This window comes from Massilia oculi (assembly GCF_003143515.1).
Taxonomy (GTDB): domain Bacteria; phylum Pseudomonadota; class Gammaproteobacteria; order Burkholderiales; family Burkholderiaceae_D; genus Telluria; species Telluria oculi.
Map to the genome: position 1 here is coordinate 4,860,692 of NZ_CP029343.1, position 15,678 is coordinate 4,876,369.

Sequence of the window (15,678 nt, forward strand, 5' to 3'; positions counted from 1 at the left end):
CCACAAATTTTCTTTATAGAAATCTAGTTGCCATATGTTTATTTAGATTGCGCAACATGCTATCTTTACGCCCACCTTACTGTTGGCAGGGTCTCCGTCGCCAATATTGACCGCCAAGTGGAGCGTGAACGTGTCCGACCTTGCCGTACTACCCGATGCAGCGCCCGCCACGGTGGCGCCCGCCGTCCGCTTCGACTCGAAGGGGCCCGAACATTGCATCGCCAGGCGCGACGACGGCGTGTATGCCGATCCCGAAGTGCTCGGCACCACGCTGGCGGCGGCGGTCGACGGTATCCTGCGCTCCAACCATTACCTGGAAGGCCTCGATTATCCGGTCCTGATCAAGGCCCTGTACGGCCACGGGCCGGAGCTGCCGCGCGACGCAGCCGGGCGGGTCGTGGTGCGCATCGCGGCCGACATCGTGCCGTTCACGCCGCAGCGCCAGGCCCTGTACCGCTCGGTCAGGATCGCCGACGGCCAGGCGGAATACTATTTCGAACCCGTGTTCGAGCGCGACGAGGAAGGCAATGAGCGCCCGACCCGGCTCGACGCCGACGAATTCGTCGCCGACATGTGGGTAAAGGGCATCCGCTTCGGCGCCGAGGTCGACGCCATCCGCAGCCACATCGCGAGCGGCGCGGCCGGCCGCTACGTGGTGGCGCGCCGTCTCGAGCCGCTGCCCGGCCTGGATGCCCGCGTCGAGGAGGTCACGAACGAGCTGCACCGCAGCGACGCCCCGCGCCAGCTCGCCAACGGCAAGCTCGACCTGATGAGCTTCCAGAACCGTTTCCCGCAGGTGGCGGCCGGCACGCGCCTGCTGCGCAAGGTGCCGCGGACCAGCGGCAGTCCCGGCTTCGACCTGAACGGCATCCCGATCGCGCCCGAGGTGGGCAGGGACCTCGACCTGTCCACCTACGCGGCCGACGGCACGGCCGTGGACCTGGCGCCGGAAGGCGAGTTCCTGGTCGCGCGCCGGGACGGCTTCCTGAGCGTCGACCCCAAGAGCAGCCGCATCGCCATCACCGACAAGATCGTCAGCCGCGACGGCGTCAGCGCCAGGACCACCGGCAACCTGCACCTGGCCGGCGACTACGAGGAATTCGGTGAAGTGCAGGAGCAGCGCATCATCGAGGCCGAGAGCATCACGGTGCACGGCGACGTGTACGGCCACCTGGTCGCGCGCGGCGGCGCCATCCTCCTGCGCCGCAACCTGGTGGGCGGCAGCGCGCGCAACCTGAATGGCGGCGTGCGGGTGCTGGGCGTCGCGTCCCAGGCGACGATCCAGGCGACCAGGGGCGAGGTCCGGCTGGACCGCGCCGAGAACTGCGTGATCTCGGGCGCGCGCATCCGGATCGAGACCGCGATCAACTGCGAGATCATCGGCGACGAGGTCGAAGTGGCGCATGCCGAGGGCAGCGCCATCGCCGGGCGGCGCGTGGCGATCGGCCGCGCCGCGCCGTGGAAGCAGGGCGAGATGCTGGTCTGGCTGCTGCGCCCGGACTGCGCGCGCGTCGACGCGGCCATGGCGCAGGTGCGCGAGCGGATGGACCAGTTCGTCCAGCTGGCGGCGCAGCGCCGCAGCGCGATGGAGGCGCTGACCGGCCAGCCCGAGATGCGCAAATACCTGTTGATCGCGCCGCGCCTGCGCAAGGGCGAGCTGGTGCTCACGGCGGAACAGGAGCCGCAGTTCCGGCGCCTGGCGGCCAGCGTGGCGCCGGCGCTCAAGGAACTGGGCCGGCTGTCGCAAGAAGCCAGGACGCTCGACGGCGAGCGCCAGTCCGGCATGGCGCTGTTGAAACGGTTCGAGGTCCAGCGCTTCGAGCGGGTCGGGGCGGCCGGGGTGGCGATCGGCATGCTGGCGGGCGAGGTGCAGGTGCTGGCGCTGCCCTACGAGCCGGACTTCGGCTGCGTCTGGGACATGACGGCGCGCGACGTCAAGCTGCGCCTGCGCGACACCAAGGGCGCGGAGGTGCTGCACGCGGGTTGCGAGGGCGCGTGGTCGTGGGACACGTCGACGGCGCAGGCGCAGGCCGCGTCCTGATACTGACCCGCCGGGCGGGGCGAGCCCAAGGCTGGAGTTGACTACAGTCAACATCGGCACCGGGAACGCGGCATACGATGGTGATTGCCTCCATAAAGGATTCGCCATGGTCACCTCGTCCAGCATGCCTCACGCTTCAACCCGTCGCGCTTCCGTCTCCCGTTACCCGGCGCCGCGCAGCAGCGCCTCACGGGAATTCCTCAGCTTCATGCTCGACGGGCAGGAATACGGGCTCGACTGCGCGCGCGTGCACGAGCTCAAGCTGCTGGGATCCCTCGAGCGCTTCGCCACCGACGGCGAGATCATCGGCGGCGTGGCGTTGTCGCATGGGGTGATCATGCCGATAGTCGACATGCGCGCGGGCCGCGCCCAGGCCGCGGCCACGGGGCAGGGGCGGTCGGCGCCGGATACCGACGTGATCATCCTGCGCCTGTCGAGCGGGCTCGTCGGCATGGTGGTGGAGAGCGTGACCGGTATCGTGCACGTGCGCCCCGAAGCCGTGCAGCCCCTGCCGGGCGCGGGCTACCTGATCGGCATGGCCCGCATCGATGGACGCAAGGTGCTGTTGATCGACATCGATCGGCTGATGTCGCTCTCGCCGAGGCGGCCGCTGAGGGCCGCCTGAGCTTACGCCGCCAGGGCTTCCAGCTGCTCCTGGATCTCCAGCCACTCCATCTCGAGCGCTTCCAGGTCGCGCGCCGCGAAGGCCTGGTCGGCCACCAGCGTCTTGAGGCGATCCTTGTTCCCGGCTTCGTAGATCGCCGGGTCGAGCAACTCGGCGTCGATCGCCGCTTTCTTCGCACTCAGCTTGGCCATCTGCTCGTCGATGCGCTTGACCCGGTTTTCCAAGGGTTTACGCTGGGCCGCCAGGCGCTGGCGCTCTTCGGCTTCGAGGCGCTTCTGTTCCTTGCGCTCGGCCGGCGACGCGGCCGGGCTCGGCGCCGGCGCGCTGTCCCGGGCGGCCGGCTGTGCAGCCTTTGCCGGCGCCGCCTGGCCGGGCAGGGCGTCGCCTCCCTTGCCCAGCTTGGTCTTGAACAGCCAGTCCTTGTAGTCGTCCAGGTCGCCGTCGAAAGGCTGCAGGCGGCCGTCGGCCACGATGATGAACTGGTCGGTGGTGGCGCGCAGCAGGTGGCGGTCGTGCGAGACCACGACCAGCGTGCCCTCGAACTGGGCCAGGGCCATCGTCAGCGCCTCGCGCGTTTCCAGGTCCAGGTGGTTGGTCGGTTCATCCAGCAGCAGCAGGTTGGGGCGCTGCCACACGATCAGGGCCAGCGCCAGGCGCGCCTTTTCGCCGCCCGAGAACGGCTTGATCGGGCTGGTCACCATATCGCCCGGGAAGTTGAAGCTGCCGAGGAAGTTGCGCAGCTCCTGCTCGCGCACCGTCGGCGCGATCTTCGCCAGGTGCCACAGGGGCGATTCGTCGTGGCGCAGCATCTCGACCTGGTGCTGGGCGAAGTAGCCGATCGACAGGCCCTTGCCGAGCGTCGCTTCCCCGGCCAGCGGCGCGAGCTCGCCCGCCACGGTCTTGATCAGGGTCGACTTGCCGGCGCCGTTCACGCCCAGGAGGCCGATGCGCTGGCCGATCGTGAGCGAGAAATCGATGTGGTTGACGATGGTCTTGGCGCCGACCTTGTCGCCATGCGCGTCGAGCAGCGGATAGCCGGCGTCCACACCGTCGAGCACCAGCAGCGGATTCGGCGCGGCCAGCGGCTCGCGGAATTCGAACGAGAACTCGGCGGCGGCGCGCAGCGGCGCCAGTTCTTCCATCCGCGACAGCGCCTTGATCCGGCTCTGGGCCTGGCGCGCCTTGGTGGCCTGCGCCTTGAAGCGGTTGATGAAGGATTCGAGGTGGGCGCGCTGGCGATTCTGCTTTTCGATGGCCGAGGCCTGCAGCACCATCTGGGCGGCGCGCTGGCGCTCGAAGCTCGAGTAGTTGCCGCCGTAGCGCTTCAGCTTGCGGTCGTCGATGTGCACGATCACGTTCACGATCTCGTCGAGGAAGTCGCGGTCGTGCGAGATGATGATCAGGGTGCCGGGATAGCGCTTGAGCCAGTCCTCGAGCCAGATGATGGCGTCCAGGTCCAGGTGGTTGGTCGGTTCGTCGAGCAGCAGCAGGTCGGAAGGGCACATCAGCGCCTGCGCCAGGTTCAGGCGCATGCGCCAGCCGCCCGAGAAGCTGGCCACCGGCTGGTTCATCTGGGTCAGCGAGAACCCCAGGCCCAGGAGCAGCTGTTCGCCGCGCGACTGCACGGTGTAGGCATCGGCGTCGGCCAGCATCCCGTGCAGCTCGCCCAGGCGCATGCCGTGGGCGTCGGCATCGGGATGCGATTCCAGTTCTTCCAGCTCGGCCTGGAGGCGGCGCAACCCGACGTCGCCGTCGATCGCATAATCGAGCGCGGCGCGCTCGAGCGGCGGGGTCTCTTGCGCCACATAGGCCATGCGCCACTTGGCGGGGAAGTCGATCTGCCCCTGGTCCGGATGCAATTCGTTCCTCAGCAGGCCGAACAGGCTCGATTTGCCGGCGCCGTTGGCGCCGATCAGGCCGATCTTGTCGCCCGGGTTGAGGGTCAGGTCGGCGCCCTCGAGCAGCGGCTTGGTGCCGCGCATCAGGCTGACGTTCTGGATTCGGATCATGGGAGTTTGTCTACTTAGTCGAACGGGTGCTGCTTCAATGTTTGCTCATGCACGTCGTCCCCGCGGAGGCGGGGACCCAAGTTTTCGTGAGCTGCCATCACATCAAACGTAGCGGCAACGCATGCTTACTTGGGTCCCCGCCTTCGCGGGGACGACGTTTCAGCGCCGGCTCAATCGATCAGCGCCGGCGAATCGCGTATTTACTGCGCGGTCTGCAGCTGTTCCGCCGTCAGCAGGAACACCGCATCGTCGCCGATGCTGGTGGTCAGCCAGGTCAGGCCCAGGTGGCCGAAGGCGGCTTCGGCGTACTCGCGCTCGTTGCCGATCTCGACCACCAGAATGCCGTCCGGGGTCAGGCGCTCGGCCGCGCCGGCGATGATCTTGCGCACGAGGTCCATGCCGTCTTCGCCGCCGGCCAGCGCGATCTGCGGCTCGTTCAGGTATTCCGGCGGCAGGGTGCGCATCGATTCGGAGTTCACGTACGGCGGATTGGAGATGATCAGGTCGTATTTCTTGAACGGCACGTTCTCGTACAGGTCGGACTCGATCGGGTTCACGCGGCCTTCCAGCTTGTATTCGCGGATGTTGTGCTCGGCCACGGCCAGCGCATCCTTCGAGATGTCGACCGCATCGACGACGGCGTTCTCGAAGGTGTCGGCCATCATGATCGCCAGGCAGCCGCTGCCGGTGCACAGTTCGAGCACGTTCTCGACGCCTTCCGGATCGGTCAGCCATGGGCTGAACTGCTGCGGGATCAGCTCGGCGATGAAGGAGCGCGGCACCAGCACGCGCTCGTCGACGTAGAAGCGGTACTCGCCCAGCCAGGCTTCCTTGGTGATGTAGGCGGCCGGCACGCGCTCGGTGACGCGGCGCTCGATCACGGCCAGCACCTGCAGCACTTCGTCGGGCAGCAGTTTGGCGTCGAGGAAGGGTTCCAGGCGGTCCAGCGGCAGTTTCAGGGTGTGCAGGATCAGGTAGGCGGCTTCGTCGAAGGCCTCGGCGCTGCCGTGGCCGAAGAACAGCTTTGCGCCGTTGAAGCGGGTGACGGCGTAGCGCAGCAGGTCGCGCGGCGTACTGAAGGTGGTGTTGGTCATGGTCTTGTTCTCGTGTTGGTTCGGCGCCCCGGTCAGGCGGCCAGCAGGCATTCGAGCGTGCGGCGGTAGATATTCTTCAGGGGATCGATGTAGCGCAGCTCGATGTGTTCATCGATCTTGTGGATGCTGGCGTTCGGTGGCCCGAATTCTATCACCTGGGGGCAGATGCGGGCGATGAAGCGGCCGTCCGAGGTCCCGCCGGTGGTCGATAGTTCGGCCTGCACGCCCAGCTCTTCCCTGATGGCGCCGCAGATGGTGTCCGACAGCGTTCCCTTCTCGGTCAGGAAAGGCTGGCCCGACAGCGTCCATTCCAGGTCGTAATCCAGGCCGTGGCGGTCGAGGATGGCGTGCACGCGCGCTTCCAGGCCCTCGGCGGTGCTGGCGGTCGAGAAGCGGAAGTTGAAGTCGATCGTCAACTGGCCCGGGATCACGTTGTTGGCGCCGGTGCCGGCCGCCATGTTCGAGATCTGCCAGCTGGTCGGCGCATAGTACGCATTGCCTTCGTCCCAGGCTTCGAGCGTCAGCTCGGCCAGCGCCGGCGCGGCCTGGTGGATCGGGTTGCGCGCCAGTTGCGGATAGGCGATGTGGCCCTGGATGCCCTTGATGACCAGATGGCCCGACAGGGAGCCGCGGCGGCCGTTCTTGATCGTGTCGCCCAGCACGTGGTTCGAGGTCGGTTCGCCGACCAGGCAGTAGTCGAGCGTCTCGCCGCGCTCTTCGAGCAGGTCGACCACGACCGCGGTGCCGTCGACGGCCGGGCCTTCCTCGTCGCTGGTGATTAGAAAGGCGATCGAGCCCCGGTGGTCGGGGTGGTCGGCGATGAATTCCTCGCAGGCGATCACCATGGCCGCGATCGAGGTTTTCATGTCCGAGGCGCCGCGTCCATACAGCTTGCCGTCGCGCTGGGTCGGCACGAAGGGCGCCGACTCCCAGTGGTGCAGCGGGCCGGCCGGGACCACGTCGGTATGGCCAGCGAACACGAATACCGGCGCTTCGGTCCCCTTGCGCGCCCACAGATTGGTCACGCCGTTCGACTCGATGGTTTCGCAGCGAAAGCCCAGCGGCGCCAGCAGCTCGATCAGGCGCTGCTGGCAACCCTTGTCGTGCGGCGTGATCGAATCGAGCGCGATCAGCTCTTCGGTCAGCAGCAGGGTGCGGGAAGGTTTCACTTGGCGCTCGCGAACTTGTCGGCGTACTGGTCGGCGGAGAAGCCGACCGAGACCGGGCCGACACCCTGCAGGACTGGGCGCTTGATGACGGACGGATTTTCCAGCATCAGCTCGGTCGCGCTGTCCGCATCATTGACTTGCGCCTTGCGCTCGTCCGACAGGTTGCGCCAGGTCATCCCTTTGCGGTTGACCAGGTTTTCCCAATCGACATCCTTCAGCCAGCCCTGCACCAGGTCGCGGCTCAGGCCTTGTTTCTTGAAGTCATGGAAGGTGAAGTCGTGGCCGTTGTACGCCAGCCAGGTGCGGGCCTTCTTGACGGTGTCGCAGTTGGGAATTCCGTAGAGAGTCGTAGTCATGGGCAATCATGGCCGCCGGTGCGGCGTGGTCGTTCAAAAAGGCGTGAGGATGGTGTATGCGCGTGGCGGCGCACAAGGTGCTCCGGCCGATTGTACACAGATGAGGCGGACGGGCGCGCCGCCTGGCGCATCGGACCGTCGGATCAGGAATTGAGCGTAAACTCGGTGAACGAGGCGCCCTGCGGTGCCGCCGGCTTTTCCTGCTCTTGCTGGACCTGGCTCTCCGGCCCATTGTTGAGCAGCCAGAGCAGGTTGGTGGCCGAGTCGGCGTTGGCCAGCGCCTCGTCCTGGGTCACCAGGCCGTCCTTGACCAGCTTGAACAGTGCGCCCTCGAACGATTGCGAGCCGGGCGACAGGCTCTTGTCCATCGCTTCCTTAATCTGGCCGATCTCGCCTTTTTCGATCAGGTCGGCGATGTAGCGGGTGTTCAGCATCACTTCGACCGCCGCCTGGCGCGCGCCGCCGGCGGCGGACTTCACCAGCCGCTGCGAGACGATGGCCTTGACGCTCGAGGCCAGGTCTTGCAGCAGGGCGGCGCGGTTCTCCATCGGGTAGAAGCTGATGATGCGGTTCAGCGCGTTGTAGCTGTTGTTGGCGTGCAGGGTGGCCAGCACCAGGTGGCCCGACTGGGCATAGGCCAGCGCCGCGGCCATCGTCTCGCGGTCGCGGATCTCGCCGATCAGGATGCAGTCGGGCGCCTGGCGCATCGAGTTCTTCAGCGCGATGCCGAAGCTGCTGGCGTCGCTGCCGATCTCGCGCTGGTTGACGATCGATTTCTTGTTCTTGAAGAGGTATTCGATCGGGTCTTCGAGCGTCAGGATGTGGCCGGTGCGCTGTTCGTTGCGGTGGTCGAGCATGGCGGCGATGGTGGTCGACTTGCCGGAGCCGGTGGCGCCGACGACCAGCAGCAGGCCGCGCTTTTCCATGATCAGCTCGGACAGCACGGGCGGCAGTCCGAGTCCGCCCAGCGGCGGAATGTCGGCCGGCACGAAGCGGAACACGGCCGAGATCGAGCCGCGCTGGCGGAAGGCCGACAGGCGAAAGCGCCCCAGGTTGGGGACCGACACGCCCATGTTCAATTCGTTGTCGCGTTCGAGTTCGAGCAGCTGTTCCGGCGTGGCGACCTCGGACAGCAGGGACAGGATGTTGTCGGGTTCGAGACGATGCTGGTTGATGGGGATGAGCGCGCCGTTGATCTTGATGTGCACCGGGGAGTTCACGGCGAAGAACATGTCGGAAGCGTTCTTCTCTTTCATCAGCTGGAACAGGCGGTCCATGGCCATCGCATCGTCTCCGTTTGTTTCGGGGTGTTTCAAGGCAGGTTGGACGCGTGGGCCGGTCCTCCCGCCCGCGCGTCCAACCGGCCGTCACGCACTCGCGGAATTTACACGCCGCGCAGCAGCTCGTTGATCCCGGTCTTCGAACGCGTCTGCGCATCCACCCGCTTGACGATCACCGCGCAGTAGAGGCTGTACTTGCCATCGCTTGATGGCAGGCTGCCCGACACCACGACCGAACCCGACGGCACGCGGCCGTAGGTGACTTCGCCGGTTTCGCGGTTGTAGATCTTGGTCGACTGGCCGATGTACACGCCCATCGAGATCACCGAGTTCTCTTCGACGATCACGCCTTCGACGATTTCCGAACGCGCGCCGATGAAGCAGTTGTCTTCGATGATGGTCGGGTTGGCCTGCATCGGTTCCAGCACGCCGCCGATGCCGACGCCGCCCGACAGGTGGACGTTCTTGCCGATCTGGGCGCAGGAGCCGACGGTGGCCCAGGTGTCGACCATCGTGCCTTCATCGACGTAGGCGCCGATGTTGACGTAGGACGGCATCAGGACCACGTTCTTGCCGATGAAGCTGCCGCGGCGGGCGACGGCCGGCGGCACCACGCGGAAACCGCCGCGTGCGAAGTCATCCGGGGTGTAGTCGGCGAACTTGGTCGGGACTTTATCGTAGAACTGGATGTCACCGGATGCGACCGGCACGTTGTTCTCGAGGCGGAACGACAGCAGCACGGCCTTCTTGATCCACTGGTTCACGACCCACGTGCCGGTGTCTTTCTGCGCCACGCGCAGGCTGCCGTCATCGAGGCCGGCAAGCACGTGGGCGACGGCGTCGCGCACCTCAGGGCTGGCGCTGTTCGGGCTGATTTGTGCGCGCTGTTCCCAGGCGGTGTCGATGATGGTTTGCAGTTGTTGGGTCATGATGCTGGTCTTGGTTGAAATGAAAACAGGTATTCGTGGGGCCGTTATTTCAGGCTCTGGCAGAACTGATTGATGCGGTTGGCCGCCTCCAGTCCTTCGTCGACGCCGGCCACCAGGGCCATGCGGATGCGGCCCTGCCCCGGATTCTGGCCGTGCGCTTCGCGCGCCAGGTAGCTGCCCGGGAGCACCGTCACATTATAGTCGGCGTACAGGCGGCGTGCGAAGTCGGTATCCGACAGGCCGGTGCGCCTTACGTCGGCCCACAGGTAGAAGCCGGCGTCGGGCAGCTCGACGTCCATCACGCCCTTGAGCAGCGGGGTGACGAGGGCGAACTTTTCCTTGTACAGCGCGCGGTTCTCGATCACGTGCTGCTCGTCGTTCCAGGCCGCGATCGAGGCCGCCTGGACCGGCGGCGACATCGCGCCGCCGCAGTAGGTGCGGTAGAGCAGGAATTTCTTCATCGCGACCGGATCGCCGGCGACGAAGCCCGAGCGCATGCCCGGCACGTTCGAGCGCTTCGACAGGCTCGAGAACACGATCAGGTTGCGGTACGGTTGATCGCCGCCGCTCTGGCCCCCACTCCTGCCCAGCTGGTGCGCCGCTTCCAGCGCGCCCAGCGGCGGCGCCGAGCCGGTATAGATCTCGGAATAGCATTCGTCGGCCGCGATCAGGAAGCCCCAGCGGTCGGCCAGCTCGAACAGCTGGCGCCAGTCGTCCAGGCCCAGGGTGGCGCCGGTCGGATTGCCCGGCGAGCAGACGTAGAGCAGCTGCACGCGCGGCCACACGTCCTCGGGCACGCTGCCGTAGTCGGGCGCGAAGTTGCGCGCTGGTTCGGAGTTGACGAAGTAGGGCGTGGCGCCGGCCAGGTAGGCCGCGCCCTCGTAGATCTGGTAGAACGGGTTAGGGCACATCGCCAGCGCATCCGGCCTGGAGGCGTCGATCATGCACTGGGCGATCGCGAACAGCGCCTCGCGCGAACCGTTCACCGGAAGCACCATGGTGGCCGGGTCCAGCGCCGGGATGCCGTACCGGCGCTCCAGCCAGCCTGCGATGGCCGCGCGCAGGGGCTCGCCGCCCACCGTGCTCGGATAGTTGGCCAGGCCCGCCACCGAATGCGTCAGCGCCTTTTCGATGAAGGCCGGGGTCGGATGCTTCGGTTCGCCGATGCCCAGGCTGATCGCGGAATAGGCCGGGTTCGGGGTGACGCCGGCAAACAGCTGGCGCAGCTTTTCGAACGGGTAGGGATGGAGCTTGTCGAGATGGGGATTCACGGCAGTCTTGGGCGCAGGGCAGTGTGCGCTTTTCGATAATATTTTATTATAGCTCCATGAATGGCAGAACGTTCGAGCATACGGCAAGTGATTTGCGGTAACATTAACCACATACCGACCAGCGATTCCACCCGGAGAGCCATCCGCCGTGCCGATCAGTTATGCGCGCAGCCTGACAGGACATGAACGCACCCCCGGCGCCAACCGCCACCTCGGCGTGGCGCTGGCGTTCGTGGCCGGCGCGATCAATGCCGGCGGCTTTCTCGCGGTGCGCGAATACACCTCGCACATGACCGGCATCGTCTCCAGCGCGGCCGACCACCTGGTGCTGGGCGACACCGACCTGGTGCTGGCCGCGCTCGGCGCGCTGCTCAGCTTCCTGCTCGGCGCGGCCTGCACCGCCATCCTCGTCAACTACATCCGGCGCCGCGGCCTGCATAGCGGCTTCGCGCTGCCTCTATTGCTTGAAGCCATACTTCTGCTGGTGTTCGGCATCCTGGGCGCGCGCCTGGCGGGGATCGACGCCTTCTTCATTCCGCTGACGGTGATGCTGCTGTGCTTCATGATGGGGCTGCAGAACGCGGTCATCACCAAGGTCTCGCATGCCGAGATCCGCACCACCCACATGACCGGCATCGTGACCGACATCGGCATCGAGCTGGGCAAGTTGGCCTACTGGAACGCCGACGGCCCGCTGCGCCAGCCGAAGGTCACGGCCAACCTCGGACGCCTGATGCTGATGCTGTCGTTGCTGGGCGCGTTCTGCCTGGGCGGCGTGGTGGGGGCGCTGGGCTTCAAGCACCTGGGCTACCTGTCCACGGTGCCGCTGGCCGCCTTCCTGTGCGTGCTGGCGATCGTGCCGGTGGTCGACGACGCGATGCGCGTGCTGGGGCGGCACGACGCCTGATCCTGCGTCAATCTCCATGGCCGGGATGCAAGCCGGGATGCATTCCGCGGTACATTTACGTATGATCCCGATGTGCGTCAACTGTCGTTTATGCACAATGCATCGTCTCCGCGCGCCTCGATTGGCCGCTTCTGGCGGTCTCTTTCGCGATCCTGGCCTGTGCCGTCATGTGCTCGCGCTGGGGCGACACGGTCGAAGATCCCCAAGCGTATTACGATACCGCGCGCTACCTGCGCGAGAAGGGGCGGCCCTAGCCCGTTAGCGCGAAGGCGCCGGCCACGATCAGCACCATGCTGGCGATCTTGCTGACGCTGAGCGGCTCGTTGAGGGCAGCCACGCCGATCGCCGCCGCCGCCAGCATCGCCAGGCCCGTCATTACCGGGTAGGCCAGGCTCATGTCCAGCTTTTGCAGGGCAACCGAATAGCATCCGAAGCCGAGCGTATAGGCGGCGCCGGCGCCGCCCAGGAAGGCGAGCCGCACCAGGTTCCAGTCGACGCCATGCTGGTTCGACAGTTTGATGAGGAAGGTGGCGGCCGCGCTGGCAAGCGCCGCCAGCGCGCACCACGGGTAGCCGGTCATGGCTGGGGTTATGGAGCGGAACGCTAGTCGCGGGTTTGGTGTCTGATAGTGCGTAAGCGGGTAAAACGGAGCGTGATGGAAGTGCTCATCTATGTTGCGAAAACCAAGCACAGCAGATGAGGATGTGAACGTGGACGGGCTACTTGTTTACTGCACGATGGCATGGAGATACGGCTCGCCACCGGCGCCTTCACGGCGCCTTCGTGGCGCGGTCGGCGCTAACCGTGGCGAGTCTGGCGGCAACGCCAGGCACTGGCGCTAGTGTGTTGCTGGCGGTAGGCGGGAAAGTTACGCCTGTCAGGTACGAGTACGGTCAGTAAGACGGTTTGGGGCAGGTAGAGGACGCTGAGTACATTTGCTCACGTCTTCGATCGCAGTTTCTTCTGTTGAGGTGGAAAGGGCAGGGCGCGATGGTACCGCCTGATCGGAGTCGACCGGAATCGCCAGCATGACCCTGGTGCCTGCCGGGCCGCTGTCGATGCGCAGCCGGGCCCCGATCTGGGTGGCGCGCTCGCGCATTCCCTGCAGGCCGAAGTGGCCTGGCTTGTCCCTGGCGCCCCCGTCCGCTCCCGTGTCGCAGACGGTCAGCGTCAGGCCGCGCTGGCGGGCGTCGGCCTCGAGCCGGACCGGGCCTGGCGTGTGCCGCAGCGCGTTGACCAGCGCTTCGCGCACGATCGCATGGACGTCGCGGCGCAGGCGCACCGGCAGCCGTTCGACGGCGCCGGGCGGCGCCGACAGCGCCAGCCGCTTGCCGCCACCCGGGACGATGAGCTCGACGTCGCGCAGCAAACCCTGCCAGAAGGCGTCGGCATCGGCGAAGCCCCGACGCAGGCCCTGGACTTCGTCACGGCCTTCTTCCAGCACCCGCTCGGCGTCTTCCATGACGCGCTCGAACTCGGCCCGTTCGCGGCTGTCGGCCGGCAGCCGGGAGGCCACGGCATGCATCCTGAGCAGCATGCCCTGCACGCTCTGCAGGAAGGTGTCGTGCAGCGAGCGGGCGATCGATTCGCGTTCGCGCAGCCGCGCCAGCAGCCCTTCCTCGATGCGGCGCGCCAGGCGGCGCGTGCGCTGCCGGTAGGCCAGGGCGAGCAGGGACAGGATGGCCAGCAGGCAGGCGGCGAGGAACCACCAGGTCTGGTAATAGTGTGCCGGGATGTGCAGTACCAGCGCCGTGACCGGCCCGGCGACGCCGCTCTCGTTGACGGCCATGACCTCGAAGGTGTGCAGCCCGGGCGGCAGGCGCTGGAAGAAGGCGCTGCGGCGCGCGCCCGCGTCCTCCCACTCGCCATTGCCCGCCAGGCGGAAGTGGAAGCGCACTTTCTGTGGCATGCGCAGGCTGGGCGCCGTGTAGTCGATCTGGACGGTCTCGGTGCCCTCGTCGAGCGTGACGCTGGCGCCGAGCGGGTAACGGCGCGCGCCGCTGGACACGCCCAGCACTTCGACCGCCGGGGTGGATGGATTGGACCCGATCCGGCGCGGATCGATCCAGGCCAGGCCGCGCTCGCCGGCAAACCACAGCGTGCCGTCGCTGGCCAACGCCGCTGTGCGTGACAGCATGCCCAGCACGCCGCCGCCCAGGTAACCGTCGGCGGCATCGAACAGCCGGCCGCGCAGCGCGATGCCTGGGGCGTTCATCGAGCGCGTCCAGTCGTCAGGCGTGACGCGATAGATGCCGCGCTCGGCATTGATCCAGCGCACGCCGGCGGTGTCGGTGACGATGCCGCTGGCCGCGCCAATGCCGTCGGGCGCGGCGACGGCGAGGCGGCGGAAGCGGCTGCCCTGCAGGACTTGCATGCCGTCCTCGCCCGCCACCAGCAAGGGCTGGCCCGGCACGATCAGGCTGAACTTGCCGACCTCCAGTCCATCCTGGGCGCCGTATTCGCGCACCGCGTCGCCGTCGACGATGCGCAGGCGATTGCCGCGCAGGCCCAGGTAGCTGCGGCCGGCGGCGTCGAACGCCACTTCCTGCGGTTGGTCTTCCCTGACCGGCGGCCTGGTCCAGGCGCCATTGCGGTAATGCCAGGCGCCCATGCGCCCGGTCCAGAGCCAGACTTCGTCGTTGCCGGCCGTGAGGCTGCGGAGCCGGATGCTGTCGGCGGCCGCGCTGACCGCGGGCGGCAGCGCAATGCGCTCGACGCCGGCGCGGCCATGCCGCTCGATGCCGTGCTGGCCGCCGAGCACGAGCGTGCCGTCCGGTGCGCGGTCGAGCACACGGGTGGCGATGGGGTCGGGCAGGTCGTGCGGTCTGCCGTTCTCGATGCGCACCAGGCCGGACGTATCGTCCAGCCGCTGGGCCCGCGCCGCGACGATCCCGCCATCCGGGTGCAGGGCGGGGTGCGACACGCCGCGGTCGAGCAGTTCCGGCACCATGTGCACGGCGTAGTCGCGCAGCCGCTCCAGCCCGGAAGGCGTGCCGATCCAGATGCTGCCGTCGCCGTCTTCCATCAGCGCCAGGACCGACAGGCTGGTCATCTGCCACGGCTGGTCGAGCCGCTCGGCGGCCCCGACCGGCGTGAAACGCTCGCCGCGCTGCCAGTCGGCCGGGCGCAGCACGCACACGCCCACCGGGCAGTTGTTGGACCAGACGTTGCCGTCGCGGTCGAACAGCGACTGGTAGGTGCTGGCGCTGCCGGGCTGGATGGGCACGCGGCGCGGCGAGGGCGGCGCCACCTGCTCGAACTGTTTGCCGAGCACCAGCCATATGCCGCCATCCCGCGCCTCGAGCAGCATCGGATCGCCGCGCACCGGGCGCACCGATCGGAACCGCGTCGCGCCGGCCTCGCGCAGGTAGAGCGTGGCGCCGTCGGTGGCCCAGACCCGGCCGGCGCCGTCGGCCAGCACGTATTCGGCGCGGGCGCCGTCATAGCCCAGTTCAGGGCCGATGCGCACGACGCGGTCGCCGTCGACCCGGAACAGGCCGCGCCAGCTGGCGATCCAGGGCGCGCCATCGGCGCCAACGGAAACCGCGAAGATGCTGCCGCTTTGCTCGGGCGTGAGCAGGTGCCGGTAGCGCCCCTTGCGCAGTGCGCTCAGGCCGCCGTTGCCGTGGCCGATCCACAGTTGGCCGTCGGGGCCGGGCCGCAGCGCACTGATACTGTTGCTCTGCAGGCGGCTGCCGTCGGCCGTTTCGAACGGCAGGAAGCGCTGGCCGTCGAAGCGCAGCAGGCCGGCGTAGCGGCTGCCGACCCACAACCAGCCGTCCTGGCTGCGCGCCAGCGCGTCGACGTAGCGCGGCGCGCCTTCCAGCTCGCCCCAGCGCTCATGGCGATAGCCGTCCAGCGCGATGCCCGGGTCGAGGGCGAGGGCGGTCGGCGCGACGGCGCACGACAGTACGAACAGCGTCGTGCGCAGCCATGTCTGGAATCGAAGAATGATACTCATTCCCGGATTGTTGCAGCTAAAGCTTTCCCGGTCCAG

At 67.3% G+C, this 15,678-nt stretch carries 12 protein-coding genes; 3 read left to right on the forward strand and 9 right to left on the reverse strand.

Annotated features, from left to right (window positions below; all coding sequences use genetic code 11):
- Positions 1-130 precede the first annotated feature (130 nt).
- Both DIR46_RS21955 and DIR46_RS21960 read left to right on the forward strand, forming a co-directional pair.
- Positions 131-2,041 carry a flagellar assembly protein A gene (locus DIR46_RS21955; RefSeq protein WP_109348109.1) on the forward strand — a complete coding sequence of 637 codons (1,911 nt, stop codon included), beginning with the start codon at positions 131-133 and terminating at the stop codon, positions 2,039-2,041.
- Positions 2,042-2,165: 124 nt separating this feature from the next.
- Positions 2,166-2,666: a chemotaxis protein CheW gene (locus DIR46_RS21960; RefSeq protein ID WP_229446360.1), complete on the forward strand. Its 501-nt coding sequence runs from the start codon at positions 2,166-2,168 to the stop codon at positions 2,664-2,666.
- A 2-nt stretch (positions 2,667-2,668) separates the two neighbouring features.
- Here DIR46_RS21960 and DIR46_RS21965 read toward each other — a convergent pair whose 3' ends face one another.
- From DIR46_RS21965 to dapC, 7 genes are all read right to left on the reverse strand, one after another.
- The gene (locus tag DIR46_RS21965) at positions 2,669-4,675 is read right to left on the reverse strand and encodes an ATP-binding cassette domain-containing protein (protein WP_109347143.1); all 2,007 of its coding nucleotides are present in this window, start codon (positions 4,673-4,675) and stop codon (positions 2,669-2,671) included.
- Between the two features lie 200 nt (positions 4,676-4,875).
- Positions 4,876-5,769, reverse strand: a complete 894-nt coding sequence (gene prmB / locus DIR46_RS21970) for a 50S ribosomal protein L3 N(5)-glutamine methyltransferase (protein WP_109348110.1) — start codon at positions 5,767-5,769, stop codon at positions 4,876-4,878.
- Between the two features lie 32 nt (positions 5,770-5,801).
- Positions 5,802-6,938, reverse strand: a complete 1,137-nt coding sequence (gene dapE, locus DIR46_RS21975) for a succinyl-diaminopimelate desuccinylase (protein WP_109347144.1) — start codon at positions 6,936-6,938, stop codon at positions 5,802-5,804.
- Positions 6,935-7,294 (reverse strand): ArsC family reductase, encoded by a 360-nt coding sequence (locus DIR46_RS21980; RefSeq protein ID WP_109347145.1) that lies wholly within the window; start codon positions 7,292-7,294, stop codon positions 6,935-6,937. Before DIR46_RS21980 ends, dapE begins: the two co-directional genes overlap by 4 nt.
- A gap of 143 nt (positions 7,295-7,437) precedes the next feature.
- Positions 7,438-8,577: a PilT/PilU family type 4a pilus ATPase gene (locus DIR46_RS21985; RefSeq protein WP_109347146.1), complete on the reverse strand. Its 1,140-nt coding sequence runs from the start codon at positions 8,575-8,577 to the stop codon at positions 7,438-7,440.
- A gap of 101 nt (positions 8,578-8,678) precedes the next feature.
- Complete coding sequence (dapD, locus tag DIR46_RS21990) at positions 8,679-9,503, reverse strand: 2,3,4,5-tetrahydropyridine-2,6-dicarboxylate N-succinyltransferase (protein ID WP_109347147.1); 825 nt, start codon at positions 9,501-9,503, stop codon at positions 8,679-8,681.
- A gap of 44 nt (positions 9,504-9,547) precedes the next feature.
- On the reverse strand, positions 9,548-10,774 hold the full coding sequence (gene dapC, locus DIR46_RS21995; protein WP_109347148.1) for a succinyldiaminopimelate transaminase: 1,227 nt from the start codon (positions 10,772-10,774) through the stop codon (positions 9,548-9,550).
- 148 nt (positions 10,775-10,922) lie between these two features.
- Here dapC and DIR46_RS22000 point away from each other — a divergent pair, with 148 nt between their 5' ends.
- Positions 10,923-11,681, forward strand: a complete 759-nt coding sequence (locus DIR46_RS22000; RefSeq protein WP_109347149.1) for a YoaK family protein — start codon at positions 10,923-10,925, stop codon at positions 11,679-11,681.
- Between the two features lie 250 nt (positions 11,682-11,931).
- On the opposite strand, the gene DIR46_RS22005 is transcribed toward DIR46_RS22000, so the two are convergent.
- A complete protein-coding gene (locus DIR46_RS22005; RefSeq protein ID WP_441295131.1) occupies positions 11,932-12,372 on the reverse strand; it encodes a DMT family transporter in 441 nt (146 codons plus the stop codon).
- Positions 12,373-12,558: 186 nt separating this feature from the next.
- Complete coding sequence (locus tag DIR46_RS22010; RefSeq protein WP_162819591.1) at positions 12,559-15,642, reverse strand: sensor histidine kinase; 3,084 nt, start codon at positions 15,640-15,642, stop codon at positions 12,559-12,561.
- Between the last annotated feature and the right edge of the window lie 36 nt (positions 15,643-15,678).